At 71.3% G+C, this 26,882-nt stretch carries 25 protein-coding genes; 9 read left to right on the top strand and 16 right to left on the bottom strand.

Annotated elements, in window-relative coordinates:
- Positions 1-29: 29 nt before the first annotated feature.
- Complete coding sequence (locus tag StrepF001_RS36205) at positions 30-1,052, bottom strand: oxidoreductase (protein ID WP_129802411.1); 1,023 nt, start codon at positions 1,050-1,052, stop codon at positions 30-32.
- A 66-nt stretch (positions 1,053-1,118) separates the two neighbouring features.
- On the opposite strand from StrepF001_RS36205, the gene StrepF001_RS36200 reads away from it, so the two are divergent.
- Complete coding sequence (locus StrepF001_RS36200; RefSeq protein ID WP_129802410.1) at positions 1,119-2,081, top strand: FAD-dependent oxidoreductase; 963 nt, start codon at positions 1,119-1,121, stop codon at positions 2,079-2,081.
- A 1-nt stretch (position 2,082) separates the two neighbouring features.
- Here StrepF001_RS36200 and StrepF001_RS36195 read toward each other — a convergent pair whose 3' ends face one another.
- Positions 2,083-4,044, bottom strand: coding sequence for a Xaa-Pro dipeptidyl-peptidase (locus tag StrepF001_RS36195; RefSeq protein WP_129802409.1), 1,962 nt, complete (start codon positions 4,042-4,044; stop codon positions 2,083-2,085).
- Between the two features lie 209 nt (positions 4,045-4,253).
- Between StrepF001_RS36195 and StrepF001_RS36190 the strand changes: the two genes are divergently transcribed.
- The gene (locus StrepF001_RS36190; protein ID WP_206307045.1) at positions 4,254-5,783 is read left to right on the top strand and encodes a M1 family metallopeptidase; all 1,530 of its coding nucleotides are present in this window, start codon (positions 4,254-4,256) and stop codon (positions 5,781-5,783) included.
- A 1-nt stretch (position 5,784) separates the two neighbouring features.
- On the opposite strand, the gene StrepF001_RS36185 is transcribed toward StrepF001_RS36190, so the two are convergent.
- From StrepF001_RS36185 to StrepF001_RS36175, 3 genes are all read right to left on the bottom strand, one after another.
- Complete coding sequence (locus StrepF001_RS36185) at positions 5,785-6,708, bottom strand: PfkB family carbohydrate kinase (protein ID WP_129802407.1); 924 nt, start codon at positions 6,706-6,708, stop codon at positions 5,785-5,787.
- Positions 6,705-7,193: a macro domain-containing protein gene (locus StrepF001_RS36180; RefSeq protein ID WP_129802406.1), complete on the bottom strand. Its 489-nt coding sequence runs from the start codon at positions 7,191-7,193 to the stop codon at positions 6,705-6,707. Before StrepF001_RS36180 ends, StrepF001_RS36185 begins: the two co-directional genes overlap by 4 nt.
- A 61-nt stretch (positions 7,194-7,254) precedes the next feature.
- A complete protein-coding gene (locus StrepF001_RS36175; RefSeq protein ID WP_129802405.1) occupies positions 7,255-8,721 on the bottom strand; it encodes an amino acid permease in 1,467 nt (488 codons plus the stop codon).
- Positions 8,722-8,988: 267 nt separating this feature from the next.
- On the opposite strand from StrepF001_RS36175, the gene StrepF001_RS36170 reads away from it, so the two are divergent.
- Complete coding sequence (locus StrepF001_RS36170) at positions 8,989-9,705, top strand: MerR family transcriptional regulator (RefSeq protein WP_206307044.1); 717 nt, start codon at positions 8,989-8,991, stop codon at positions 9,703-9,705.
- A gap of 55 nt (positions 9,706-9,760) precedes the next feature.
- Here StrepF001_RS36170 and StrepF001_RS36165 read toward each other — a convergent pair whose 3' ends face one another.
- The 4 genes from StrepF001_RS36165 to StrepF001_RS36150 form a co-directional block, all read right to left on the bottom strand.
- Entirely contained in the window at positions 9,761-11,938 is a 2,178-nt protein-coding gene (locus StrepF001_RS36165) for a 3-hydroxyacyl-CoA dehydrogenase NAD-binding domain-containing protein (protein WP_129802403.1), read from the bottom strand.
- A 37-nt stretch (positions 11,939-11,975) separates the two neighbouring features.
- Positions 11,976-13,190 (bottom strand): acetyl-CoA C-acetyltransferase, encoded by a 1,215-nt coding sequence (locus StrepF001_RS36160; protein WP_129802402.1) that lies wholly within the window; start codon positions 13,188-13,190, stop codon positions 11,976-11,978.
- A gap of 62 nt (positions 13,191-13,252) precedes the next feature.
- Complete coding sequence (locus StrepF001_RS36155; protein WP_129802401.1) at positions 13,253-14,389, bottom strand: CaiB/BaiF CoA-transferase family protein; 1,137 nt, start codon at positions 14,387-14,389, stop codon at positions 13,253-13,255.
- A gap of 128 nt (positions 14,390-14,517) precedes the next feature.
- Complete coding sequence (locus tag StrepF001_RS36150; RefSeq protein ID WP_240797827.1) at positions 14,518-14,898, bottom strand: MmcQ/YjbR family DNA-binding protein; 381 nt, start codon at positions 14,896-14,898, stop codon at positions 14,518-14,520.
- Between the two features lie 90 nt (positions 14,899-14,988).
- Here StrepF001_RS36150 and StrepF001_RS36145 point away from each other — a divergent pair, with 90 nt between their 5' ends.
- On the top strand, positions 14,989-16,179 hold the full coding sequence (locus StrepF001_RS36145; protein WP_129802399.1) for a saccharopine dehydrogenase NADP-binding domain-containing protein: 1,191 nt from the start codon (positions 14,989-14,991) through the stop codon (positions 16,177-16,179).
- 20 nt (positions 16,180-16,199) lie between these two features.
- Here StrepF001_RS36145 and StrepF001_RS45905 read toward each other — a convergent pair whose 3' ends face one another.
- From StrepF001_RS45905 to StrepF001_RS36130, 4 genes are all read right to left on the bottom strand, one after another.
- On the bottom strand, positions 16,200-16,346 hold the full coding sequence (locus StrepF001_RS45905; RefSeq protein WP_165396476.1) for a hypothetical protein: 147 nt from the start codon (positions 16,344-16,346) through the stop codon (positions 16,200-16,202).
- Positions 16,347-16,422: 76 nt separating this feature from the next.
- On the bottom strand, positions 16,423-17,115 hold the full coding sequence (locus StrepF001_RS36140; RefSeq protein ID WP_129802398.1) for an endonuclease V: 693 nt from the start codon (positions 17,113-17,115) through the stop codon (positions 16,423-16,425).
- 51 nt (positions 17,116-17,166) lie between these two features.
- Positions 17,167-17,490 carry a plasmid stabilization protein gene (locus StrepF001_RS36135; protein ID WP_129802397.1) on the bottom strand — a complete coding sequence of 108 codons (324 nt, stop codon included), beginning with the start codon at positions 17,488-17,490 and terminating at the stop codon, positions 17,167-17,169.
- A 72-nt stretch (positions 17,491-17,562) separates the two neighbouring features.
- A complete protein-coding gene (locus StrepF001_RS36130; protein ID WP_240797826.1) occupies positions 17,563-18,588 on the bottom strand; it encodes an oxidoreductase in 1,026 nt (341 codons plus the stop codon).
- A gap of 291 nt (positions 18,589-18,879) precedes the next feature.
- Between StrepF001_RS36130 and StrepF001_RS36125 the strand changes: the two genes are divergently transcribed.
- Complete coding sequence (locus StrepF001_RS36125) at positions 18,880-19,296, top strand: SsgA family sporulation/cell division regulator (RefSeq protein ID WP_129802396.1); 417 nt, start codon at positions 18,880-18,882, stop codon at positions 19,294-19,296.
- A 9-nt stretch (positions 19,297-19,305) separates the two neighbouring features.
- On the opposite strand, the gene StrepF001_RS36120 is transcribed toward StrepF001_RS36125, so the two are convergent.
- A complete protein-coding gene (locus tag StrepF001_RS36120) occupies positions 19,306-20,142 on the bottom strand; it encodes an isocitrate lyase/phosphoenolpyruvate mutase family protein (RefSeq protein ID WP_129802395.1) in 837 nt (278 codons plus the stop codon).
- Positions 20,143-20,499: 357 nt separating this feature from the next.
- Here StrepF001_RS36120 and StrepF001_RS36115 point away from each other — a divergent pair, with 357 nt between their 5' ends.
- From StrepF001_RS36115 to StrepF001_RS36105, 3 genes are all read left to right on the top strand, one after another.
- The gene (locus tag StrepF001_RS36115) at positions 20,500-22,122 is read left to right on the top strand and encodes an ABC-F family ATP-binding cassette domain-containing protein (RefSeq protein ID WP_129802394.1); all 1,623 of its coding nucleotides are present in this window, start codon (positions 20,500-20,502) and stop codon (positions 22,120-22,122) included.
- A gap of 364 nt (positions 22,123-22,486) precedes the next feature.
- On the top strand, positions 22,487-23,263 hold the full coding sequence (gene ddaH / locus StrepF001_RS36110; RefSeq protein WP_129802393.1) for a dimethylargininase: 777 nt from the start codon (positions 22,487-22,489) through the stop codon (positions 23,261-23,263).
- A gap of 215 nt (positions 23,264-23,478) precedes the next feature.
- Entirely contained in the window at positions 23,479-24,453 is a 975-nt protein-coding gene (locus tag StrepF001_RS36105; protein WP_129802392.1) for an acyl-ACP desaturase, read from the top strand.
- 41 nt (positions 24,454-24,494) lie between these two features.
- Here StrepF001_RS36105 and StrepF001_RS36100 read toward each other — a convergent pair whose 3' ends face one another.
- Positions 24,495-24,740 (bottom strand): WhiB family transcriptional regulator, encoded by a 246-nt coding sequence (locus StrepF001_RS36100; protein ID WP_206307043.1) that lies wholly within the window; start codon positions 24,738-24,740, stop codon positions 24,495-24,497.
- 255 nt (positions 24,741-24,995) lie between these two features.
- On the opposite strand from StrepF001_RS36100, the gene StrepF001_RS36095 reads away from it, so the two are divergent.
- Positions 24,996-25,790: a VOC family protein gene (locus tag StrepF001_RS36095; RefSeq protein WP_129802390.1), complete on the top strand. Its 795-nt coding sequence runs from the start codon at positions 24,996-24,998 to the stop codon at positions 25,788-25,790.
- A gap of 16 nt (positions 25,791-25,806) precedes the next feature.
- Here StrepF001_RS36095 and StrepF001_RS36090 read toward each other — a convergent pair whose 3' ends face one another.
- The gene (locus StrepF001_RS36090; protein WP_129802389.1) at positions 25,807-26,844 is read right to left on the bottom strand and encodes a LacI family DNA-binding transcriptional regulator; all 1,038 of its coding nucleotides are present in this window, start codon (positions 26,842-26,844) and stop codon (positions 25,807-25,809) included.
- Between the last annotated feature and the right edge of the window lie 38 nt (positions 26,845-26,882).

Below are 26,882 nucleotides of genomic sequence, written 5' to 3'. Positions count from 1 at the left end.
GCCACCGGGCGTGGCGGTCGCCCCGGTTTTCAGTGGGCCATCGCCTCCACCAGCACGCTTCCCGCCGTCCTCGCCACCACGAAGGACTCCCCCTTCACAGCCTTCGCGTCCAGGGCGATGCGGTGCCGGCCGGCTTCGAGGAGGCCGTCGAAGAGCTCATGGGTGTGGGCGCGGGCGAGCCGGTCGATGCGGTACGCGGTGAGGCGGACCCGGCAGGCGGAGGTGATCTCGACGCCCGCCTCGCCGTCGGCGGCGACCAGCCGGGTGAGGCGGCGCTGCTCCACCGGGCTGCGGTCGAGGGCGTGTTCGATCTGGGCGACGAGGAGCGGGACGATGGGGGCGAGTCCGTCGACGCAGGCCACGTCGACTCCGGCGCGTTCGAAGGCCCGGCGCACGGCGGCGCGCTCCTCCTCGCCGACCCCGCGGCCGAAGACGACGGCGCCGTAGCCGCGCAGTTCGTCGGCGGGGACGTCGTCGGCGTCGCGGGTGATGTCGGCGCCGATGCCGATGGTGCGCAGGGCGGCGGCGAGCTTGGCGAGCAGGGCGACGCGGGCGCCGATCAGCAGGACGCGGCGGCGGCTGCCGTTGGCGTCGCCGTTCAGCAGGGAGTTCAGCGCCGCCCGGTACTCCTCGCCGTGGAAACGGAACGGGCCGATGCCGTGGTAGCCGTTGAGCTCCAGGTCGGCCTGCTCCTCCGTCTGCCAGGCGAAGTCCCGCCACACGTAGTCGTCGTCGGCTCTGTCGATGACCGCGGTGACCGCCCCGCACGCAAGGTCGGCGCATTCGGGGCAGCCGTAGATGACATAACGCCCACCGGGCAAGGGCGCCTCCGCCTCCAGGAGCAGGCTGCGCACCTGGGCGGTGAAGATCGCGGGCGGGACGTCGGAGGCGAGTGGGGAGACGGCGTCCAGGTCGGACAGCTGGAACAGCAGGGGGCGTCCGTCGACGATGAAGTCCACGAAGTCCCGGTGGACCTGGTAGCCACCGTCTGCGAGAACTTCACCGGCACGCATCGCCGGTGCCAGGCCGAAGGTCGCGTACGCGGCAGACATGCTGTGAGTATCCCCAGAGTGCGGCCGCTCTGAGCGCGGCATGACACATTCCGCTACCGTCCCCGCGTGGACAGTGACGTGAAGGGCGATGTGATCGTCGTCGGCGGGGGTGTCATCGGGCTGACGACGGCGGTGCTGCTCGCCGAGCGCGGCCGACGGGTGCGGGTGTGGACGCGGGAGCCCGTCGAGCGGACCACCTCGGCGGTTGCGGGCGCGCTGTGGTGGCCCTACCGCATCGAGCCGGAGGCGTCGGCGCGCAGGTGGGCCCTGCACTCGCTGGACGTCTACGAGGAGTTGGCCGAGCATTCCGAGGTCACCGGCGTACGCATGGTCGAAGGGGTACTGGGCGAGACAGACCTGGACGAGACGGACAGCTGGGCGGCGGCGCGGCTGCCCGGGCTCCGGGCGGCGACGGCCGCGGAGTACGCCGGGACGGGACTGTGGGCACGGCTGCCGCTGATCGACATGTCGACTCATCTGCCGTGGCTGCGGGAGCGGTTGGTGAAGGCGGGCGGCTCGGTCGAGGAGCGCACGGTGTCGGCGTTCGCCGAGGCCGAAGCGCCGGTCGTGGTCAACTGCACGGCCCTGGGGGCGCGTGAGCTGGTGCCGGACGAGTCCGTACGGCCGCTGCGCGGACAGTTGGTCGTCGTGGAGAACCCAGGCATCGGCACCTGGCTCGTCTCCAAGGACGCGTCCGGGGAGATGGCGTACTTCTTCCCACAGCCGGGGCGGCTGGTGCTGGGCGGGACGGCGGAGCAGGACGTGTGGTCGCTGCGGCCGGATCCGGCGGTGGCCGAGGCGATCGTACGGCGGTGCGCGGCCCTGCGGCCGGAGATCGCCGGGGCGCGGATCCTGGAGCACCGGGTGGGGCTGCGGCCGGTACGGGATGCGGTGCGGCTGGAACGCGAACTGCTGCCGGACGGGCGGGTGCTGGTGCACAACTACGGCCACGGGGGTGCGGGCGTGACCGTGGCATGGGGGTGCGCACAGGAGGCGGCCGGGCTGGCGTGCCCGGCCGCCTCCGGGTGAGTCAGCCGGCGGTGCGGGGGCCCGGTACGCGCTGGGCGGTGCGCGGTGCCTCGACACCGTCGAGCGGCTCCGGGGCGGGCGTGGCGGTCGCGGTGCCCGAGGTGGCATGGACGAACGCGGCCGTGCCGCCGACCAGCGGGACGCGGGCGGAGGTGCGGGACAGGTCCAGCGTCAGGGTCGGCGTGTCGGCCGGCGGATCGATGAGGTCCCGGTCGGTGCCCGCGACGATCAGTGCGAGGCGATGTCCGGCCGGGACGACGTGGTCGGTCGCCGCCAGGTCGAGGGTGATGGTGTACGGCTTGCCCGGCGTGAGCGGGACCCCCTTCAGGTCGGAGGCGTGGTTGCCGAGGTCGGCCCAGCCGCGGCTGACGATCGTGTAGTCGACGTCGGCCGTCTTCGCCCGGGTCTCCTTGAAACAGGCGCTGTCGCCCGAGGTGCTCGCGCCCCAGCAGGTGCGGTCGGGGAGCGTGGTGATGCCCTCGGCGGCGTCGGCGTAGTCGCGGATGGTGTCGGGACCCAGGTCCACGAGGACGGCGGACAGGTGTGCCGTGGACGTGGTGGGCGTCGCGGTGACGGTGACCTCGGAGGAGCCGGACAGGCGCAGGTCGCGGGTGAGTGGCCCGGTGACGAAGCCGGCCTTGTCGGGTGTGGGGCTGTCGATGGCGGACGCCCAGTCGGTCTCGCTGTGCTGCGGGTCGTCGGTGAAGCTCTCGGTGCCCTTGCCGGTGCGCAGGCCGAGGGTGCCGACGCCCGGCCGGTTGCCCTTGGCGGGCTTCAGGCGGACGGTGTCGGTGCCGCGCGGGGGCCAGGCCTTGGCGGCGACCCACTGGTCGGGGTGGCGTTCGATGTCGGCCATGGGCTCGCGGTCGATGCCGTTGTCGTAGCCGAGGAGTTCGTGGTCGAACCAGCGGTGCAGGGTGTCCACCCACTCCGCGCGGCGGAAGTCGAAGGGGTCGACGTGGCCGGTCTGGGAGAGCCAGATCTTGCGCTCGACGCCGTTCTTCGCGAGGGCGTCCCACCACGGGCCGACGTGCTGCATCCGCACGTTGAGGTCCTGCATGCCGTGGACGAGGAAGACGCTCGCCCGGACCTTGCTGGTGGCCCTGACGTAGTCGCGCTCGGTCCACAGCGGTGTCCAGTCACCGGTGCGCGGGGCGCCGTCGACGAGTTTCTGCTGGACAGTGGCGCACTTGGCGCGGGCGTCGGGGCTGTTGACGTAGTTCGACAGCCAGTCGGGGCCGGAGTTGTACAGCGGGGCGCCCTTGGTGAAGTAGTAGTCGTACCAGGAGGAGATCGCGCTGATCGGCACGATGGTTTCGAGGCCCTCGACGCCGGTGGCGGCGACACCGTTGGCAATGGTGCCGTCCCAGCTCTTGCCGATCATGCCTGTCCTGCCGTTGGTCCAGGTCGCTTTGGCGCTCACCGTGCCGGTACGCGTGGTGTACGCCTTGGCCCGGCCGTTCAGCCAGTCGACGACGGCCTTCGCGGACTGAATGTCGGAGCGGCCGCCGACATCGACGCAGCCGTCGGAGCGGTTGGTGCCGGCGAGGTCGACGCCGACGAAGGCGTACCCGCGCGGCACGAAGTAGTTGTCGTAGAAGAGCGGCATCTGGACGACGTCGCCGTCGGCGTCGTACGTCTTCTTCTGGCTCTCGTTGCCGCGGCCGCAGCAGGAGTAGTACGGGCTGGCGTCCATGATGACGGGCACCTTGCGGCCCTGCTGGGCGGGTTCACGCGGGCGGACGATGTCGACGGCGACCCGGTCGGTCCTTCCGTCGCCGTCGCCGTCGAGTCGGGTGTCCACCCAAACGGCCTCGCGGACCGCGTTGTCGTACGAGTGAACGGGCCTGCTCTCGCGCGGGGCGCTGTGCGCTGCCGTGGGGGCGAGGAATGTGGCCATCAGGGCGGCGGTGGCCGCCGTCGCGAGCGGTCTCCAGATCGTGAAGCGCGTGCGTTTCGGCATGCGCGGGACGGTACCTGTGTCAACTCCCGTGCAGAAGGGGGCAATCCGCGGGTGGAGTACGTTGCGGTGGCCGAAAAGGCCCCCGGTGCGGCCATACGTATGACGGCCGAATGGCGATCGTGTGACAGCGGTTGCTGTGGACACGTCCAAGGACACAGGGAATGAATAGGCTCCGAACAGACTTTCCACCCCTACGACTTGGAGCTTTCGTGCACCGCAGAATCACGGCACCGGGCGCACTCGCGGCTGCCTTGCTGTTGCTGGCGATCCCGGCATCGGCCGCGAGCCACTCCCCCGGCGCTCCGGGGATCGGCGACCCCTACTACCCGGCGTACGGCAACGGCGGCTACGACGTCTCCCACTACGACCTCCGGCTGAAGTACCAGCCCGCCTCGGACCGCTTGGAGGGCACGGCGACCCTGCTGGCGCGCACCACACAGGATCTGACCCGCTTCAATCTGGACTTTCTGCTGGACGTGAGCGAGGTGCGGGTCAACGGCGCCCGGGCGGCGTTCACGACCTCCGGCGAGCACGAGCTGGCGATCACCCCGAAGACCCCGCTGGCCAAGGACACGGCCGTAACGGTCGTGGTGCGCTACAGCGGGGTGCCTTCGGCGAAGCAGGCGTACGGGTTCACCAGCTGGCTCCGTACGCCGGACGGCGGTGTCGCGGCCGGTCAGCCCGAGGCGGCCTGGTGGTGGTTCCCCAGCAACGACCACCCGCTCGACAAGGCCACCTACGACGTGTCCGTCCAGGTGCCGGACGGCACCCAGGCCATCTCCAACGGCACGCTGCAGTCGAGCAGTTCCCGGGCCGGGTGGACCCGCTACAGCTGGCGGTCCGGCAAACCGCAGGCCACCTATCTGGCCACGCTCGCGGTCGGGAAGTTCGACGTGACCACCGGCACCACGGAGAGCGGCATCCCGGTCCTCAGCGCGTACAGCAAGGACCTGGGCGACCGCTACGGCGCAGCGCGGGCCAGCGTCGAGCGGACCGGGGAGATCGCCGACTGGCTCACCGGGTACTTCGGGCCGTATCCGTACAACGCCCTCGGCGGCTACGTGCCCAACACCGACACCGGGTACGCGCTGGAGACGCAGACCCGGCCCTTCTACAGCCCGCGGCAGTTCGCCAACGGGTCGAACACGTCCGTGGTCGTGCACGAGCTGGCCCACCAGTGGTACGGCGACCTCGTGTCCGTGGCCGGCTGGAAGGACATCTGGATCAACGAGGGCTTCGCGCGCTATGCGCAGTGGCTGTGGTCCGAACACGAGGGCGAGGGCACGGCGCAGGAGATCGCGGACTACGTGTACGCCTCCCGTCCGGCCGACGACCCGTTCTGGACGGTGCGGCCCGGGGACCCGGGGCCCGAGAACCAGTTCCATCTCGCGGTGTACGACCGGGGCGCGCTGGCGCTCCAGGCGTTGCGGAACGAGATCGGCGACGATGCCTTCTTCACCGTCCTGAAGGGCTGGCCGGCGAAGTACGCGCACGGCAACGCGTCGGTCGCCGACTTCCGGCGGTACGCGGAGCAGGTGTCCGGGAAGCCGCTCGCCACGCTCTTCGACACCTGGCTGTTCGAGCCGTCGAAGCCGGGTGCGCCGGCGGCGCGGGACGCGTCGGTCTCGGCCCGGGCGCTGGGGGCGAAGGGCGCGCCGGTGCAGCCGAAGTCGTGGAAGAAGATCGCGGCGACGAACGGCGTGCACGACCATGATCACGACCACGGGCACGCCGAGTAGGTCACTGTACGGAGGGCGTCGCGTCCAGCTCTCTCGCGCGGGCGAGGAGCTCGTCCCGTCCGATCGCCGCGGTCTCCGTGGACGGCACCGTGCAGGCGTGAGCGCCCGCGATCGCGCCGTACAGGGCGCAGCGCCCGGGCGGCTCGCCCCGCAACCAGCCGAACAGGAAGGCGGCCGCAAAGGCATCGCCTGCGCCGTTGGAGTCCACCACCGGCGCAGGCGGCGCCACCGGGGGTGTCCGGGTCAGCTCGCCGTCGATCAGCAGATGCGCGCCCTGGGCTCCGGCGGTGGCGACGACCACCTCGGCCCGGCCTCGCTCGGCGATGCGGCGCATGGTCGCCTCGGGGGCGATGAGGGCGGCTGCGGAGAGGAAGACCACGTCCGCCTCATACGCGAACGGCTCGTGGTACGGGTTCTCCCCGTCCCAGTCGTGCAGGTCGGTGGAGATCGTCACGCCGGTCTCGCGGAGCACGGGCAGGGCATGGGCGCACGGCTGGGTGATGCAGACGTGGGCATGACGGCCGGACTCGGCCAGGGCGCGGATCGTCGACTCGGGTAGCCGGTCGTCGGGGCGGGAGCGGCTCGTGTCGTACAGGGAGAGCCGGCGGCCGTCGGGGCCCACCAGGTTGACCGCGCGCTTGGTCCCGGCGGGCTGCGGGACGGCGGTCAGCGCGATGCCGTTGTCGTGGTGCAGCCCGCGGACCAGGTCGCCCTCGGGGTCGTCGCCGAGCATGTCGACGTGATGAGTGCGCAGGCCCAGGGCGCTCAGGCCGAGGGCGACGAAGTCGCCGGTCTGACCCGCGCGGGTGCGGATTCCGGAGTCGACCATGTAACTGTCCGCGTACGGGAGGGGCAGCTCCGGTACGTACACGATCGTGTCGACGCCCGCGCCGCCCAGCACGAGCACGTCGGTGTCCCGGCTCAATTCCGGCCCTCCCCATGGTCGTAGACCGTCACGGCGATCCCCCGCCGCACCAGCCGCTCGGCGATAAGGGGTTCGACACGCGACCACTTGCCTCCGGCCAGACCGCACCCTATCCGGGGCATGTGGACGGAGGCGTCGAGTTCGGCGGCCTGGTCGGCGAGGCGGGCGAGGGCGGTGTCGATCGCCTCGTACCGCACCGGGACCCCCTTGCTGCCCGTGCGGATCCCGCGCTGGCCGACCATGTTGGCCACCCACACATACGGCTCCACCTGCACGAACTGGACGGCACCCAGCCCGAAGTCGTTGGACGCCCGCTCCCGGTGCCAGGCGCGGAACGCCTTCTCCGGCTCCGGCCAGCGGCGCGATACGGCCAGGACGAAGCCCTTCCCCCAGCCCCCGATGTCGTTGCAGACATGAGCGATCAGCTTGACGCCCTTCACCGACGGCGCGGTGGCGTCACCCCGGACATACGTGATCCCCGACATGACGCCACCGTAGGCGATGCCACTGACAGTGGCCCTGACCTGCTGCTTCGCAGGCCGCTGCCTACTTCGTGAGCTGCGACAGCTCCTCATCCGCGGCCCGTGCGGCCTTGCGGCGGATCGCGTACCAGCCGGCGACCAGCATGGCCCCGATGACGGGGATGAGCAGCAGCGTCTTGCGGCCGACCTCGGGGTCGTTCCACATCATGCCGAGGCAGGCCAGCAGGAAGGCGATCGTGGTGATCTCGGTGACGGGGCTGCCGGGGAGGCGGAAGCTCGGCCGGGTGACCAGGCCCTCCCTGGCGCGGCGGACGAAGATCAGGTGGCAGACCATGATGATCACCCAGGTGCTGATGATGCCGAGGGAGGCGACGTTCAGCACGATCTCGAAGGCCTGGCTCGGCATGAGGTAGTTCAGGCCGACGCCGAGGACGCAGACCGCGCAGGTGAGCAGGATGCCGCCGTAGGGGACCTGGCTGCGGTTCATGCGGGCCGTGAACTTCGGGGCCGAGCCCGCCATCGCCATGGAGCGCAGGATGCGGCCGGTGGAGTACAGGCCGGAGTTCAGCGAGGACATGGCGGCCGTGAGGACGACCAGGTTCATCACGTCGCCCGCGGCCGGGATGCCGATCTTGGACAGGACGGTGACGAAGGGGCTCTCGTCGGCCGAGTACACCGAGCCGGGCAGCAGCAGGGCCAGCAGCACGACCGAGCCGACGTAGAACAGGCCGACCCGCCACATGATCGAGTTCACCGCGCGCGGGACGACCTTCTCCGGCTCGGCGGTCTCGCCCGCGGCGACACCGACCAGCTCCAGCGCGGCATACGCGAAGATCACGCCCTGCATCACGAGGACGACCGGCATCAGGCCGTGCGGGAAGACACCCCCGTTGTCCGTGATCACGCTCAGGCCGGGCGTCTGGCCGCCGACCTCGTGCTGGGTGGCCAGCAGGAAGATGCCGACGAACATGAAGCCGACGAGGGTGGCGACCTTGATGATCGCGAACCAGAACTCCATCTCGCCGAAGATCTTCACCGAGATCAGGTTCACCGCCAGGACCACCGCGAGGGCGATCAGCGCCAGCACCCACTGCGGGATGTCGGTGAACATGCTCCAGTAGTGCGTGTAGAGCGCGATCGCGGTGATGTCGGCGATGCCGGTCGTCGACCAGTTCAGGAAGTACATCCAGCCCGCGACGTAGGCGCCCTTCTCGCCGAGGAACTCGCGCGCGTACGACACGAAGGAGCCGGACGAGGGCCGGTACAGGACGAGCTCGCCCAGTGCCCGCACGACGAAGAAGGCGAAGACGCCGCAGACGAGGTAGGCCAGCGCGAGCGCGGGGCCCGCGTTGTGCAGACGGCCGCCGGCACCCAGGAAGAGTCCGGTGCCGATCGCGCCGCCGATGGCGATCATGTTGACGTGGCGGGCCTTGAGGTCCTTGCTGTAGCCGGCGTCGCCCGCGTCCGCGGGCGTTGTGGTCGCCCCGCTTCCGGCGGCGATCCGGGCCGTGTCCACGGCGTCCTTGCTCACGGTGGTACCACTTCCTGGTGCGCCCGAGCGTCGTGCGCTCAGGTGTCCGTACGTGCCTTGGTCCGCCCCACGCTCGTGACGTGACACGGACCAAGGCAGCACCTTCCCACACCGGTCGGCGGGGACACGGTGGTCCATGTCACAGAGCGTTACTTCTCACCTGATCCACTGCGGGTATCCACGGTGATCACCGGTCGTTCACTTCATGGTCACCGAAGGATGCGTACGAGGTTTCACAGCACTGGTGAGACAGCGATACTGCTGCACATGACGACCGACACCGAGGAGCCGACCCTCACCATCGACGAGCTGGCCGCCCGGGCCGGCGTCACGGTGCGCACGGTGCGCTTCTACGGCACCAAGGGCCTGCTGCCCCCGCCGGTGATCGGTCCGCGCCGGGTGGGGCACTACGGCCGGGAGCACCTGGCGCGTCTCGCGTTGATCGAGGAGTTGCAGCACCAGGGCATGACGCTGGCGGCCATCGAACGCTATCTCCAGCAGCTGCCGCCGGACCTCACCGCTCATGACCTGGCGATTCACCGGGCCGTGGTGGCCTCCTGGGCGCCGGACGTGGTGGAGACGGTGACGCGTGCGGAGCTGGAGCGACGGGCGGGGCGGGCGCTGGGCGACGAGGACGTGGAGCGGCTGGCGGCGATGGGCGTGGTGGCGCCGGCCGACGGCGTGTACCGGATCGACTCCGGTCTGCTGCGGCTCGGCGTGCAGCTGCTCGACGTGCCGCTGTCCCAGGAGGCGATCCTCGCGGCGCGCACCGCGCTCATCGAGCACTCGCGCGCCGCCGCCCACGAGCTGTCGCAGCTGCTGCGCGGCGAGGTGGCGGAGCGTGACGCCGGCGCGGTGAGGTCACTGTCGGCGCACATGCAGCCGATCGTGGTGCAGGCGCTGCTGACGGCCTTCCAGCGGTCGTTGCGGGAGGAGCTGCGGGAGTGGCTCGACGGGACCTCAGGGGCAGGCGGATCCGCCTGAGAGAGCAGGACCGGCGTGTCGCCGAGCAATACGCCGGTCCCGCTCCCGGGGCGCGTCAGCGCGCGTCCGTGAACGTCTCCCCCTTCTCCGCCTTCTCCACCAGCAGCGCCGGCGGGGTGAACCGCTCTCCGTAGCGGTCGGCGAGCTCACGCGCGCGTGCCACGAAGCCGGGCAGGCCTCCTTCGTAGCCGTTGATGTACTGCAGGACGCCGCCGGTCCAGCCGGGGAACCCGATGCCGAGGATCGAGCCGATGTTGGCGTCGGCGACGGAGGTCAGCACCCCCTCCTCCAGGAGCCGGACGGTGTCCAGCGCCTCCGAGAAGAGCATGCGCTCCTGCATGTCCTCGAACGGGATCTCGGCGCCCTCACGCGTGAAGTGCTCCCGCAGGCCCGGCCACAGGCCCGTACGCTTGCCGTCCTCGCCGTACTCGTAGAAGCCGGCGCCGCCACTGCGTCCGGGGCGGCCGAACTCGTCGACCATTCGGTCGATGACGGCCTCCGCCGGGTGCGCGGTCCAGGTGCCGCCCGCCTCCTCCACCGCCCGCCTGGTCTCGTTGCGGATCTTGCGCGGAAGGGTGAGCGTCAGCTCGTCCATCAGGGACAGCACCTTGGCCGGGTAACCGGCCTGGGCCGCCGCCTGCTCGACCGAGGCGGGCTCGATGCCCTCGCCGACCATCGCCACGCCCTCGTTGATGAAGTGGCCGATCACCCGTGAGGTGAAGAAGCCGCGCGAGTCGTTGACGACGATCGGCGTCTTCTTGATCTGCCGGACCAGGTCGAAGGCGCGGGCCAGGGCCTCGTCACCGGTCCGCTCGCCCTTGATGATCTCGACGAGGGGCATCTTGTCGACCGGCGAGAAGAAGTGCAGCCCGATGAAGTCGGCCTGGCGCTGCACGCCCTCGGCGAGCGCGGTGATCGGGAGCGTCGAGGTGTTGGAGCACAGCAGCGCGTCCGGCGCGACGACCTGCTCGATCTCCTGGAACACCTTGTGCTTGAGCGCCGTGTCCTCGAAGACGGCCTCGATGACCGCGTCGCAGCCCGCAAGGTCCTGGACCTCGGCGGTGGGCGTGATGCGGGCGAGCAGCGCGTCCGCCTTCTCCTGGGTCGTACGGCCCCGGGAGACGGCCTTGGCGCACAGCTTCTCGGAGTAGGCCTTGCCCTTGAGGGCCGCCTCCGGGGAGACGTCCTTCAGGACGACGTCGATGCCCGCGCGGGCGCACGAGTAGGCGATGCCGGCGCCCATCATCCCGGCGCCCAGGACGGCCACCTTGCGGACCTGGCGGGGCTCGATGCCCTTCGGGCGGTTGGCGCCGGAGTTGACGGCCTGGAGGTCGAAGAAGAAGGCCTGGATCATGTTCTTCGACGTCTGACCGGCCGCCAGCTCAACGAAGTAGCGGGCCTCGATGACCTGGGCGGTCTCGAAGTCGACCTGGGACCCCTCGACGGCGGCGGCGAGGATGCCCCGCGCCGCCGGGTAGGGCGCGCCGCCCGTCTGCTTGCGCAGGCTGGCCGGGAAGGCGGGCAGGTTCGCCGCGAACTTGGGGTTGGCGGGGGTGCCGCCGGGGATGCGGTAGCCGGGCCTGTCCCACGGCTGCCGGGACTCCGGGTTGGCGTCGATGAAGGCGCGGGCCTTGGCGAGCAGCTCCTCCTGTGTGTCGGCCACTTCGTGGATCAGGCCGTTCTCCAGGGCACGCCGCGGGCTGTACTGGGTGCCCTGGAGGAGAACCTTGAGGAGGGCGTCCGCGATGCCCAGCAGGCGCACCGTGCGGACCACGCCGCCGCCTCCGGGCAGCAGGCCGAGGGTGACCTCGGGGCAGCCGATCTTGGAGCCGGGCGCGTCGAGGGCGACACGGTGGTGGCAGGCCAGGGCGAGCTCGTAGCCGCCGCCCAGGGCCGCGCCGTTGATCGCGGCGACGACCGGCTTGCCGAGCGTCTCGATGCGGCGCAGGTCGCGCTTGATGGCGAGGCCGCCGTCGAACAGTGCCTGCGCGGTCTCGGGCGTGACCCGGATCAGGTCGCGCAGGTCGCCGCCGGCGAAGAAGGTCTTCTTGGCGGAGGTGAAGATGATGCCGCGGACGGAGTCCTGCTCGGCCTCAAGGCGGTCGGTGATCGCTGCGAGCGAGTCCCGGAACGCCTGGTTCATGGTGTTCGCGGACTGGGCGGGGTCGTCGAGGACGAGGGTGACGACACCGGTGTCGTCCTGTTCCCAGCGGATGGTGGTGCTCTCGGTCATGACGGGTCTCCGTAGAAGTCTCTCGTTGCCGCTGGGGTCAGATGCGTTCGACGATCGTGGCGATGCCCATGCCGCCGCCGACGCACAGGGTGGCGAGGCCGTACCGCTTGTCCTGGCGCTCCAGTTCGTCGACGAGGGTGCCGAGAATCATCGCGCCGGTGGCGCCGAGCGGGTGGCCGAGGGCGATGGCGCCGCCGTTGACGTTGACCTTGTCCAGCGACAGGCCCATCTCCCGGACGAAGCGCAGGACGACGGCGGCGAAGGCCTCGTTGATCTCGACGAGGTCGATGTCGTCGATGGTCAGCCCGGCCTTGGCGAGCGCCTTGCGGGTGGCGGGCGCGGGGCCGGTGAGCATGATGGTGGGCTCGGAGCCGGAGACCGCGGCGGAGACGATCCGCGCGCGCGGGGTGAGGCCGTAGCGCTCACCGACCTCCTTGGAGCCGATCGCGACGAGGGCGGCGCCGTCCACGATGCCGGAGGAGTTGCCCGCGTGGTGGACGTGGTCGATCTTCTCCACCCAGTGGTACTTCTGCAGGGCCACGGCGTCGAAGCCGCCCAGGTCGCCGATGTCGGCGAACGACGGCTTCAGCTTGGCCAGCGAGTCGGCGGTGGTGCCGGGGCGCACATGCTCGTCGTGGTCGAGGACGACCAGGCCGTTGCGGTCCTTCACGGGCACGAGCGAGCGCTCGAAGCGGCCGTCCTTCCACGCGGTGGCCGCCCGCTCCTGCGAGAGGGCCGCGTACTCGTCGACGTCCCGGCGGGAGAAGCCCTCGACCGTGGCGATCAGGTCGGCGCTGATGCCCTGCGGTACGAAGTTGACGGCGAGGTTGGTCATCGGATCGTTGAACCAGGCGCCCCCGTCCGAGGCCATCGGCACCCGGGACATCGACTCGACGCCGCCCGCCAGGACGAGGTCCTCCCAGCCGGAGCGCACCTTGGCGGCGGCCGTGTTGACGGCCTCAAGGCCGGACGCACAGAAGCGGTTCTCCTGCACGCCCGCCACCGTGTCCGGCAGTCCCGCGGCGACGGCGGCGATCCGGGCGATGTCGGAGCCCTGGTCGCCGACCGGGCCGACGACGCCGAGCACGATGTCGTCGATGGCAGCGGGGTCGAGGCTCGGGAAGCGGTCGCGGAGCTCGTGGATGAGCCCGACGACCAGGTCGATGGGCTTGGTGCCGTGCAGGGCGCCGTTCGCCTTGCCGCGTCCGCGCGGGGTGCGGATCGCGTCGTACACGTACGCTTCGGTGGTCACTGGGGAGGCCTTTCGATGAGGGTTTGTCGAGGTGGCGGGGGCTGCAGGCAGCGGACGCCGGGTCAGGTGCCGGGCTCCGTCAGTCCGGGTACGTCCCAGTCGCGGGCCACCTCCGCGGTGTCGGCGCCCGGCTGTGCGGGTCCGCTGCGGACGGCGGTCGGGGTGGCGGAGAAACGGGGCGCGGGGGCGGGCTGGGTGATGCCGTCGTGGTCGGTGAAGGTGCCGCGGGCGGCGAGGTGCGGATGGTGCGGTGCCTCACGCAGCGACAGGACGGGGGCCACGCACGCGTCGGAGCCCTCGAAGACGGCCGTCCACTCGTCCCTCGTACGGGACTTGAAGCGGGCCGTGACCGCCTCGCGCAGCTCGCCCCAGCGTGACCAGTCCTTGCGGGCGGTTGCGTACTCCTTGATGTCGAGCAGGTCCAGGAACTCGTCGTAGAACTGGGGTTCCAGCGCGCCGACCGCCATGTACTTTCCGTCGGCCGTCTCATAGGTGCCGTAGTAGGGGCAGCCGCCGTCGAGGAGGTTGGCGCCGCGCCGGTCCTGCCAGCCGCCGGCGGCGAGCATGCCGTGGATCATCGCGGCGAGGTGTGAGGCGCCGTCCACGATGGCGGCGTCGACGACCTGGCCGGTTCCGGTGGCGCGGGCGTGGTGGAGGGCGGCGAGGACGCCGACGACGAGGTAGAGGGAGCCGCCCGCGTAGTCGCCGACCAGGTTGGCGGGCACGGCCGGGGGTTCGTCGGGGCGGCCGATCATGCCGAGGGTGCCGGTGAGCGCGATGTAGGCGATGTCGTGGCCGGCGCGGGGGGCGAGGGGGCCGTCCTGGCCCCAGCCGGTCATGCGGCCGTAGACGAGCGCCGGGTTGCGGGCGTGGCAGGCCCCGGGGCCGACGCCGAGGCGCTCGGCGACGCCGGGACGGTAGCCCTCGATCAGGATGTCGGCGCGGGCTGCCAGGTCCAGGACGCGAGCCGGGCCGCCCGGGGACTTGAGGTCGACGATCACCGAGCGTTTGTTGCGGTTGGTGATGTCGTGGACGGGGTCGACGGCGAGTCCGGCGCCGCCCGGGCGGTCGACCCGGACGACGTCGGCGCCGAGGTCCGCGAGAAGCATGGCGGCGAAGGGGCCGGGACCGATACCGGCCAGCTCGACCACGCGTACGCCGGTGAGCGGGCCGTGCGGTGGCGTCTTTGCCCTGGTCATCCAGCCCCCTGTGCTGTGACACAACTGATGTAACACCGGTGATGGTAAGAACACGTTTCAGCGGACACAAGGCCTGGGGCGAGCAAGCGCTTAGCCACGCGCTGCGGAGCGGGTGAGCGCCGGCGCCGTCAGTGTCCGTCCAGCTCCGCGGTCAGGCGCTTGGGTGCGATGGCGCGGTAGCTCTCCTCCACCCAGTCGCAGAGCAGTTCCGCGCCGGGGGCGCCCTTCGGCTCCAGGGGGATACGCACCCAGCCGGACCTGCCCAGGCCGTACCCCGCAGGCTCGGCGCCGGGCGATGTGAGGGCGTGGGCGTGGCTCGTCTCGTCCTTCAGCTTGACCGTGAGGCCCAGGGGGTAGCTGCCGTCGTCCACGCCGAGGAAGACGAACACCTTCTTGTTGACCTTGGCGACACTCTCACCCCAGGGGAACTCCTCCCCCGCACCGGGCAGCCCGAGCGCGAACTCGCGCACTTTCTCCCACTTCTTCAGGGCGTTCGCGGGTACGGCCACCATCCACCTCCGGGCTCGTCGTCGGGCTGCGCACCCCTCACGCTAGCCTCAGCCACCGACAGCGGCGCGGGTTGAGGAGCGAGAGGTGTCATGAGCAGGCTGAACAGGACGGATCGTCCGTACGACATCGTGCTCTTCGGAGCCACGGGCTTCGTCGGGACGCTCACGGCGGAGTATCTCGCCGCCCATGCGCCGAAGGACCTGCGCTGGGCGCTCGCCGGCCGCAGCGAACTGAAGCTGGCCCGGCTGCGGGAGCGGCTGCGGGAACAGGCACCGGGCGGTGCGGAGATCGGGGTGCTGCGGGCCGATGTGGCCGAACCGGCCTCGCTGCGCCGGCTCGCCGAGCACGCGCGCGTGGTGGCCACCACGGTGGGTCCCTATGTGACGTACGGCGAGGAACTCGTCGCGGCCTGCGCGGACACCGGCACCGACTGTCTCGACCTGTCGGGCGAGCCCGAGTTCGTCGACATGACGTACGTCCGCCATGACGCACGCGCGCGTGAGACGGGTGCCCGGCTGGTGCACGCCTGTGGTTTCGACTCGGTGCCGCACGACCTGGGCGTGTACTTCACGGTCCGGCAGCTGCCGCAGGGCGTGCCGCTGACGGTGGACGGGTTCGTGACCGCCGACGCGGCCTTCTCGGGCGGCACGTTCGCCTCCGCGCTGAACCAGTTCTCACGGGCCCGGCAGATGACGGCCGCCGCACGGGACCGCCGGCGCCATGAGCCGCGGCTGATGGGGCGGCGGGCAGCCACGCCGACAGGTGCTCCGCGGTTCGCCCCGGAGGTGGGCGCCTGGGCGCTGCCGCTGCCGACCATCGACCCGCAGATCGTGCGCCGTTCGGCGCGGTCACTGGACCGGTACGGCCCCGACTTCCGCTACCGGCACTACGCGGCCGTACGGCATCTGCCCGTCGCCGTCGGCGGCGTGGCGGCCGTCGGTGCGCTCGCCGTGGCCGCCCAACTGCCGTCCGCACGGCGCTGGTTGTCCGACCGGCTGAAGCCCGGGGAGGGGCCGAGCGCCGAGAAGCGGGCGAGGAGCTGGTTCTCCGTGCGCTTCGTCGGCGAGGGCGGCGGCCGGCGGGTGTTCACCGAGGTCGCGGGCGGTGATCCCGGGTACGGGGAGACGGCGAAGATGTTCGCCGAGTCGGCGCTGTCCCTGGCCTTCGACGACCTGCCGCCGACGGCCGGTCAGGTCACCACGGCGGTGGCGATGGGCGATGCGCTGACCGAGCGGCTGCGCGCGGCGGGGATCACGTTCCGGGTGGCCGCCAGCCGGTGACCCCGTCCTGCCGGGCCACCCTAGGACGACCACTCGGCCAGCGTGTAGATCATCCCGCCGATCCAGGCGAGCCCGGCGAGGACGGCCAGCAGCAGCGCGAGCGTCACGGCCCGCTCGACGGGCCGGCTGGGGTGGGCGAGGGGCTTGGGGGCACGGTGCGTCGTCATACGGCACAGCCTGCCGATCATGCCGGCGCACCGGATATCCGTACTCGTACTCAAGCAAGAGTGAGTAGGTGGCCGGTCAGCCGGCGACGGCCTCCCGCAGTGCCCGCCGGCACAGGGAGTCCGCGCGACGGGTCGACTCCGGCAGCCGGTAACGCGGGGTCAGCCGCAGCACATGCGCGCAGGCCGTGTCCATGTCGACGCGGTGGCCGACGGACACGAAGACCGGCTTGACGCCGTCCCGGGTGCGCAGGGCGCGGCCGACCTCCTCCCTGCCCGCCAGCAACGGGGACGACGACCCGCGCCGGGGCTCGGGGTCGTCGTAGGTGAAGGTGAACGGGTTCTTGGCGACGCCGATCGTGGGCAGGCCGGTCAGGACACCGAGGTGGCTGGCCAGGCCGAAGCGGCGCGGGTGGGCCCGTCCGTAGCCGTCGCAGACCACCAGGCCGGGCGGGCAGGGCAGGGCCTCGAGGGCCGCCAGGACGGTGGGGATCTCACGGAAGGCGAGCAGGCCGGGCACGTACGGGAAGGAGATCCGCCCGACGGCCGTGCCCTCGGCGACGACCGCGAGGGTGGCCGCGTCCAGGACGACGGCCGCGGCCGCCACCGCGTCCCGCTCGTCGTCGTAGGCGACGTCGACGCCGGTCACATGACCCGTTCCCGGTGGCGGCCCCGGCTCGTCCAGCACCACCCGCTCGCGCAACTCGTCCTGGACCGCGCGGGCCTGTTCCTCGGTCGCGGGCCAGCCCGCCGGAATGCGTACGGTCGTCATGGTGGGGACGAGAGTACGGGGCAGACGGCCGACGACCGGATACCGGGCCGGTCACTTACCGAGGGCGCGCTTCAGCTGCTGCTTGTTCATGTCCGAACGGCCATGGATGTTGTGCTGCTTGGCCTCCTCGTACAGCTGGTCGTAGGTGGGGCCCTGGGACCCCTTGCCGGACCGCTGACCGCCCCGCTTGCCGGACGACATGTCCTGGGTCGAGGTGCGGCTCGCGGTCTTCGACTCGCCGGACCGGGCACGTTCCTTGTTCACCGTCCGCGCCGCGATCTCCTTGGCGCGTTCCGTGCTCTCTCCCCGGTCCTGCGCGCTCTCCTTGATGTGCTCGTACTGGCGTTCCCGCTTGGAGCTCGAGCCGCGTGGCATGTCCGCTCACTCCTCTCGCGTCGTGCGAAACGAGTACCCCCATCCCGGGTGCATGCGGCACACGCGGTGCGGTCAGCTCTCCAGACGGGCGACGCGGCCCCGCTCCCCGGCGGCCCAGCAACCCAGGTCGGCCGTGCAGTCCACGGTGTCGTACGAGCCCGGGTCGACCGTGCGCCAGGTGCGGCCGGCGTCCGTCGTCAGGTCCGTCCCCGTCGGGCCGACCGCGAGGGCGACCGTGCGGCTGTACGGGAGCCACGCGACGCCGGAGCGGTAGGCGGGCGGGGGTGCAGCGGCGGGGCGCCAGGTGCGGCCGCCGTCCGAGGAGTGCGCCGCGGCCTGCAAAGACGTCTGATCGGGACGGTAGTCGCCGCCCACCGCCAGGCCGTGCGTACGGTCCCGGAAGGCGAGCGCGAAGACCCCGCGGGCCGGGTCGCCCGCCGGGAGCGGCATGTCGGCGGCCGTCCAGGTCAGCCCGCGGTCGGCGGAGTGCAGCACGCGCGCGCGTGCACCCCCTCCGGTGGCCAGCCAGACGTCCCGCGACCCTGCGGAGACCAGACACTGCCCGCTCGCGGCGAACCCGGCCTCACCCGTCAGGGCGGGCGGCATCCCTGCATCGGGCAGCACTGTCCAGGAGCGCCCGCCATCACTCGTGGACAGGATCCGGAACCTGCCGTCCACGGGGTCGCTCATCGCGAGGCCGTGGCGGCTGTCGAAGAAGGTCATGCAGTCGTAGAAGGCCCGCGCCTCGGTGTTGCGGAAGGACTCCGTCCAGGTCAGCCCTCCGTCGTCGGTGCGGTACACGCGGGAGGCCTCGCCCTCACCGATGGCCAGCACCACGGCGCGCCGCGCGTCGAACGCCTCGATGTCCCGGAACTGCAGATCGCCGGCGCCGTCCGGTGAGACGTTCCGCCAGCTCGCCCCGCCGTCCGTCGTGCGCAGGACGGTCCCGCCGGTTCCCGACACCCAGGCGACCTTCCGGCTGACGGCCGCCAGGCCCCGGAAGCGCACGTCCGGGGTTCCGCTGTCCTTGAGCTCCCAGTGCGGCGGCCGGTGTTCCGGCTCGTGCGCCTGTGCCGGTACGGCCGTCAGGGCGGCCAGCGCCGCCCCGCACACCAGGCCCGCGACCACCGCCCGGCCCGTACGTCCCGCCCGTGTCCCCCGTGCCGTCCGCCGCGTGCTCCCCAAGCGCCTCATGGCGGGCGAAGCTAGTCCCACTGCCCCGGCGCCGTCCAGAGGGCCGGGAACCGGCCCCGTCGCCCCGCACCCGATGGGGCACGGTGACGGACGTCACTCCGTACCGGGGTGCACGGAGGCGCCGATTCCGTCGTCTCACCCAGTGCCCGGCCTCATCCCCGGAAGTCCGTTCCGCCGTCACAAGGGAGCAAGGCGTTGTCCACCGTCATCGAGCAGGCCGTCGAGGCCCGCCTCGTCGCCGCCGCGCCGCGGATGCCGAGCATCCCCGCGACACTGTGCTACGACACCAGCGATCCGTTCGCCATCCGTATGACCTTCCCGGCCCAGGCCACGCTGGAGGACGAGGAGGTCTGCTGGACCTTCTCCCGCGAGCTGCTCGCGGCCGGTCTCCACGACCCCGAGGGCCACGGCGACGTACGCGTGCGGCCGTACGGCTACGACCGCACCGTGCTGGAGTTCCACGCCGCCGAGGGCATCGCCGTCGTCCACGTCCGCTCGGGCGAGCTGCGCCGGTTCCTGCAGGCGACGCGCGTTCTGGTGCCCGAGGGCCTGGAGCACGCGTACCTGAACCTGGACCACGATCTCGCGGAGCTGATGCGGGACGCCTGCTGAACAGTCCGGCTAACGGCTGCGGCCGAGCAGCGAGTTGAGCTCGCCGTAGTCCAGACCGCCGGCCAGCGACTCGTACGTCCCCGCGTCCAGCAGCTCCCGCGCGGCGCGGCGGACGACGGCGTGCGCGGCCTGGGCCAGGCCGGCCCCCACGCTCACGCGCGCGACCCCGAGCGCGGCCAGTTCGGTCACCGGCGGTGCGCCGGGACCGGCCATCACGTTCAGCGGACCGTCGACACCGTCGGCGAGCAGCTTCACGATCCCCGGATCGACGGCCCCGGGGACGAAGATGCCGTCCGCGCCCGCGGCGAGGTAGGCGGCGGCCCGCTCCAGGGTGTCTTCCACTCCCCCGGCACCCCTGAGGAACGTGTCGATCCGGGCGTTCACGAACAACGGCACGCCCGCCCCGTCCGCGGCCTCGCGCGCGGCGCCGATCCGCTCGGCCTGCTCGGCCACCGGCCGCAGCGGCCCCTGTCCCGCCTCGTACAGCGCATCCTCGATGTTGATCCCGACCGCTCCGGCCGCGAGCACCGCCCGGACGGTGTCGGCGACGCCCTCGGCATCCGGCGCGTAGCCGCTTTCGATGTCCGCGGTCACCGGCACGCCGACCGCTGCGGCGATCCCGGCGAGGGCGGCGAGCGCCCGGTCGCGCTCCAGCAGGTCGCCGTCCGGCGCACCGAGGGCCCAGGCGAGCCCGGCGCTCGTGGTGGCCACCGCGGCGGCGCCGGCGTCCTCGACAACGCGGGCGCTGGCGGTGTCCCAGGCGTTCGGCAGGACGAGCGGACGGCCCGGGACATGCAGGGAGCGGAAGGTCAGAGCGCGGTCGCGGAGCGGGTTCTCGTTGGTCATGCGGCCCACTCAACCAGTGGACCGGGAGCCGGGCTGGCAGGAATCCGACATCGAGCCGGGGCACCTTGACCCACGCTTTATTCCGTTGACAGCCGTGAGCCCTCCTCGTACGGTTTCCAGCGGTTCTGTTGCCGTCGATTGGAGAAGGACGTTGCTCGTCTGAGGTCCTGAGACACCGCGTCACACACAACAGGTGTGTGCGCTGCGTGCGACCTCGGCGCTCGAGCCGTCCTTGCGGAGCAGGGCCTTTCTCATGCCCCCCTTCCCTTGTGCTCTCCACGGCCCCCGCCATGGTCGCCGCCTTTCGGTGTCTCGATACGCGTTGCCCCGACCACATCAAGCAACCGCGAGGCCCGTATGCATACTTCCCTCACCTGCACCTCCCTCTCCTTCGCCTGGCCCGACGGCACCCCTGTCTTCGAGGACCTCGACGTCTCCTTCGGCCCCGGCCGGACCGGGCTCGTCGGTGTCAACGGATCAGGAAAGTCAACCCTGTTGAAGCTGATCGCCGGGGAGCTCGCCCCAGTCGACGGGGCCGTACGCGTCGTCGGCGAGGTCGGCTACCTCCCGCAGAACGTCACGCTCGAGACCGCGCTGCGGGTCGACGAGGCGCTCGGCATCGCCGACATGCGGGCCGCGCTGCACGCCATCGAGGCGGGTGATGTGGCCGAGGAGCACTTCGAGACGGTCGGCGACGACTGGGACATCGAGGAGCGCACCCTCGCCACCCTCGGCGAACTCGGCCTGGGGCACATCGCGTTGGACCGCACCATCGGAGAGGTCTCCGGCGGCGAGTCCGTCCTGCTGCGGCTGGCCGCGCTGCTGCTGCGCCGACCGGACGTACTGCTGCTGGACGAGCCCACCAACAACCTTGATCTGTATGCCCGCAAACGGCTCTACGCGGCGGTCGCGGCCTGGCCGGGGGTGATGGTCGTGGTCAGCCACGACCGTGAACTCCTCGAACTGGTCGACCAGATCGCCGATCTGCGCTCCGGGGAGATCACCTGGTACGGCGGCAACTTCTCGGCGTACGAGGAAGCCCTCGCCACCGAGCAGGAGGCGGCCGAGCGCATGGTGCGCGTCGCCGAGGCCGACTTCAGGAAGCAGAAACGTGAACTGGCCGACGCGCAGGTCGTACTGGCACGCCGCAAGCGGTACGGGCAGAAGATGTTCGACAACACGCGCGAGCCTCGAGCGGTCATGAGAGTACGCAAACGCACGGCCCAGGAGTCGGCCGGCAAGTACCGCATCCTGCACGAGGAGAAGCTCGCCGAGGCCAGAGAGCGGCTCGACGAGGCGGTGGATGCGGTACGGGACGACGACGAGATCCGCGTCGACCTGCCGCACACGGCGGTGCCGGCGGGCCGGACCGTGCTCACCGTGCGGGACCTGGAGCTCGTCCACGGCGCCCGCCTCGGGGGCGGCTTCGACCTGCACGGCCCTGAGCGGATCGCGCTGATCGGGCGCAACGGCGCGGGCAAGACGACGCTGCTGCGCACCATCGCCGGGGAACTGGAGCCGGTTTCCGGCGAGGCGACGGCGCACGTGCCGCTGCGGTTCCTGCCGCAGCGCCTCGACGTCCTCGACGGCGGGCTGACCGTCGCCGAGAACGTGGCCCGGTTCGCGCCGGGCGCCACCAACAACCGGATCCGGGCGCAGCTGGCCCGCTTCCTGTTCCGGGGTGCCCGCGCCGACCAGCAGGCGGCGACACTGTCCGGCGGCGAGCGCTTCCGGGCGACGCTGGCCGCGCTGATGCTGGCGGAACCGGCACCGCAGCTGCTGATGCTGGACGAGCCGACGAACAACCTGGACATGGCGAGCGTACGGCAGCTCACCACGGCCCTGGAGTCGTACGAGGGGGCGCTGATCGTGGCCAGTCACGACCTGCCGTTCCTGGAGTCGATCGGCATCACGCGGTGGCTGCTGCTCGACGGAGAACTCACGGAAACCACGCCGGAAGCTGTCGGGTTGTCCGCCTGAGCGCTCCGCTGGAAGTGCGGTGATGAAGCTGTGGGCCGGTGGGGGGCTGGTCGCGCCCACGGTGGGGGTCCCCCCGCGCAAGCGAAGCCGAGCGTGGGGAAGGAGCCGCATATCGATACAGTCCCGCGCCCTTCACGGTGCGCGGTACCGCACCGGACTTCGCGAAGGCCGCCTGGCTTCGGGTGCATGAGCGAGTGCGGGGGCATGACCGCCAGGTGGTCACGCCCCCGCACGTAGGACGCCCCCGCCCCCTCGCCGGAGGGCTGTCGTCGCCCAGAATGGGACCTGCATCATGGGCGCCGACACCCCGACGGGTTTCGGCCACGCAAGTCCACAACGTTCCATCCGATACGGAGACCTCCTCGTGCCCAGCAAGAAGGCCCTCGTCCGCCGCCCCAGCCCCCGCCTGGCCGAAGGACTCGTCACCCACGTCGAACGCATGGACGTGGACGTCGACCGCGCGACGGAGCAATGGGAGGCGTACGTGGAGGCGTTGCGCACGCACGGCTGGGAAACCATCGAGGTGGACCCGGCCGACGACTGCCCCGACTCCGTGTTCGTCGAGGACACGGTGGTGATGTACAAGAACGTCGCCCTGATCGCGCGCCCCGGCGCCGAGTCCCGCCGGGACGAGACCGCGGGCGTCGAGGAGGTCGTGGCGCGCCTGGGCTGCTCGGTGAACTGGGTCTGGGAGCCGGGCACCCTGGAGGGCGGCGACGTGCTGAAGATCGGCGACACGGTCTACGTGGGCCGCGGCGGCCGTACCAACGCCGTCGGCGTCCAGCAACTGCGCGCCGCCTTCGAACCGCTGGGGGCACGGGTGGTCGCCGTGCCCGTGAGCAAGGTGCTGCATCTGAAGTCGGCGGTCACGGCGCTCCCCGACGGCACGGTCATCGGGCACATCCCGCTGATGGACACGCCGTCGCTGTTCGGGCGCTTTCTGCATGTGCCGGAGGAGTCCGGCTCCCATGTGGTGCTGCTCGGCGGCGACAAGCTGCTCATGGCGGCCAGCGCCCCGAAGACGGCCGAGCTGTTCAAGGACCTCGGGTACACGCCGGTCGTCGTGGACATCAGCGAGTTCGAGAAGCTCGAGGGCTGTGTGACATGCCTCTCGGTGCGACTGCGGGAGCTGTACGCCTGACCGTGTGACGCCCGGACGGTGCAGTCCCGGGACCAGCGGGTCCCGGGACTTTCTGCTGCTCGGGAGCCCTGGGGAAGACCGTCTGAACAGCGGTCTTTACGGCGCGCTTAACCTACGGCTTCGTAACCTACGGATTCGTAGCCTACGATCGCGTAGGTTCCCGGCGTCGCTCGCCGGTTCCACCGGTTTTGGTTCCACGTCCCCCTGGAGTACCCGTGACGATCACCTCTTCCCACCTCGGCAGCCCCTCCGTCTGGACCGATGCCCGGCTGCTGCACGCCCTGGAGGAAGTGGTCGAGAAGGAGCTCAACCGGCATCTGAACGTCGCCAAGGACTGGATGCCGCACGAGTACGTGCCGTGGACCGACGGCCGCAACTTCCCCGGCTTCTTCGAGGACGGCGAAGCCTGGGACAAGGAGCAGTCCAAGGTCACCGAGATCGGCCGTATCGCCCTCGTGGTGAACCTGCTGACCGAGGACAACCTGCCCAGCTACCACCACGAGATCGCCACGCTCTTCGGCCGTGACGGGGCCTGGGGCACCTGGGTGCACCGCTGGACCGCCGAAGAGGGCCGGCACGGCATCGTGATGCGCGACTACCTGCTCACCTCGCGCGCGGTGGACCCGGACAAGCTGGAGCAGTTCCGCATGTCCCACATGAGCGAGGGCTTCGAGTCGGACAACCGGCACTCGATGCTCCACTCGATCGCCTACGTCGCCTTCCAGGAGCTCGCGACCCGTATCTCGCACCGCAACACCGGCCACCAGTCCGGCGACCCGGTCTGCGACCGCATGCTGGCGCGCATCGCGACCGACGAGAACCTGCACATGGTCTTCTACCGCAACCTCCTCAAGGCGGCCTTCGAACTCGCCCCCGACCTGACCATGCAGGCGGTGCGGGACGTCGTCGTGAACTTCCGCATGCCCGGCCACGGCATCCCCGGCTTCGAGCGGGCCGCCGCGCAGATGGCCATCGGCGAGGTCTACAACCTGCGCATCCACCACGACGACGTCCTCCAGCCGGTGCTGCGCTTCCTGAAGGTCCTGGAGATCGAGGGCCTGGGCCCCGAGGGCCTGAAGGCCCAGGAGGAGCTCGGCCTGTTCATGAACGGCCTGGACGCGGAAGCCCTGAAGTTCGACGAGAAGCTGGCGGCACGCAAGGCACGGATGGCGGCGCGGGCCGCGGGCTGATCCCCGCACACCGGGCGGAGCCCGGCCGGATCACCCGCTGCTCAGTGCGGGGTACGCCGGAGCTGGAGCCGTTCCTTCTCGGACAGTCCGCCCCACACGCCGAAGCGCTCGTCGTTCGCGAGGGCGTACTCGAGGCAGGCGGAGCGCATCTCGCACATGCCGCAGATGCGCTTCGCCTCACGCACCGAGCTGCCCGGCTCGGGAAAGAAGAACTCGGCCCCGGTCTGCGCGCACAGGGCCTGGGCCTGCCAGGCGGTGTCGGCCGGGGTGATCGTCTGGAAGTGCATGGTCCCGAGCATTCCGTGCGGCGAAAAACGTTCGATCAACGCGGGATCAACGCCGCGTCCGAGGGCCTCCGGCCGCCTCGATGGTGACCGTGCGGACAAGCCGGCGCACGGCGGCGCGCAGAGGGGTGCGGAAACGAGGCGGATGCCCTGCGTCGCCGTGGTGACGGCACGGCGTGGTTCCCGCGGCGATTGTCAGTGGGCGGTGCAAGACTCGGCACTGCACGCAACGGGTCCCCTTTCATGAGGAGGGCGAGGATGCTCACCACCCGTTATGTCAACGGCGCTCCCAACTGGATCGACCTCGGCACGACCGACATCGAGGGCGCCACTTCTTTCTACGGCGGCCTCTTCGGCTGGCAGTTCCAGTCGGCGGGCCCCGAGGCCGGCGGCTACGGCTTCTTCCAGCTGAACGGCAGGACGGTCGCCGGCGGGATGCAGAACCCCGCGGAGCAGGGCCCGCCGTCCTGGACCGTGTACTTCCAGAGCGCGGACGCCGCGGCCACGGCCAAGGCCGCCGAGCAGGCGCACGGCAGCGTGCTCGTGGAGCCCATGGATGTGATGGGCCAGGGCCACATGGCGATCCTCGCGGACTCGAAAGGGGTGCCGTTCGGCATCTGGCAGCCGGGGCAGCTGGGGGGCGTGGACGTACTCAACGAGCCCGGCTCGCTGTGCTGGCTGGAGCTCTACACGCCGGACCTCCCGGCCGCCGCCGGGTTCTACAACGCGGTGCTCGGCTGGGAGACCTCGTCCGTCAGCTTCCCCGGCGGCTCGTACACGTGCGTGAACCCCGCCCGCGAGGGGGAGGATGCCATGTTCGGCGGCCTCGTCGCACTGGCCGACGATCCCACGGAGGCGGGGTCGGACCCCTACTGGCTGCCGTACCTGGAGGTCACCGACACGGACGCCACGGTCGCCAAGGCCCAGGAGCTGGGCGGCAGTGTCCGGATGCCCGCGACGGACGTGCCCGACGTCGGCCGCGTCGCCAAGCTCACCGACCCGTACGGCGCCCGCTTCGCGGTGATCAGGAGCGCCGCCCCACAGCAGAGCTGACCCCCGGGCAAGCCGGCTACGCGGAGGCCCGGCGTACCAGAGTGGTCGGCAGGACCACGCCGGGCGAGGGGGCTGCGTCGGTGTCGTCGGCGTTGCGGGGGTCCAGACGGCGCAGCAGGAGGCGGGCCATCAGGCGGCCCATCTCCTCGATGTCCTGACGGATCGTGGTGAGCGGCGGGTCGGTCTGCTCGGCGACGGGCAGCATGTCGTCGAAGCCGATCACGGCGACGTCGTCCGGCACGCGTCGGCCGCGCTCGCGCAACACCCGCAGGGCGCCCGCGGCGGTGAGATCGTTGGCGGCGAAGACGGCGTCCAGGTCGGGGCAGCGGTCGAGGAGTTCACGCATCGCCCGCTCGCCCCCGGCCGGGGTGAAGTCGCCCTCGACGACGAGCCGTGGGTCGGCCTCGGCCATGACATCCCGGAACCCGTCGCGCCGGTCCACCGCGGAGGTCTGGTCGAGGGCGCCGGTGATGTGCGCGATGCGCGTACGGCCCAGGCCGACGAGATGGCGTACGGCCGCGCGGGCACCGCCCCGGTTGTCGCTGTCGACGTACACGGCCCGGGGCGTGCCGTCGCTCCAGCCGGGCCGCCCGCCGAACACGGTCGGGACCCCGGCGCCCCGGATCAGGCCGGGCAGCGCGTCGTCGAGGTGCAGGGAGAACACCAGCGCCCCGTCGACGTGCCCGCCGGCGAGATAGCGGCCGACGCGGGCATGGTCGTCGCGGCCCTCCGTGAGCAGCAGCACGAGCTGGTTGTCGTGGGCCGTCAGCTCCTTGCTGATTCCGCGGAGTTGCAGCGCGAAGAAGGGGTCGGCGAAGACGCGCGTCTCCGGTTCCGCGATGACGACGGCGACGGCGTCATGGCGCCTGGTCACAAGGCTGCGGGCCGCCTGGTTGGGGACGTACCCGAGTTCCTCGACCGCCCGCCGGACGCGTTCGACGAGGGGTTCGCGGACCCCGTCCCCGCCGTTGACCACCCGCGAGACGGTGGCCCGGGACACCCCGGCGCGTGCGGCCACGGCCTCCAGCGTGGGGCGCGTCACTGCCTCGGTCACTTCGGGACTCCTCACCGGCGACTGCGGCTCAGGATAAC

The sequence above is a fragment of the Streptomyces sp. F001 genome (assembly GCF_004187715.1).
GTDB lineage: Bacteria > Actinomycetota > Actinomycetes > Streptomycetales > Streptomycetaceae > Streptomyces > Streptomyces flavusporus.
Note: the sequence above shows the minus strand (reverse complement) of the source record. Positions and strands in the feature narration are given on the sequence as shown.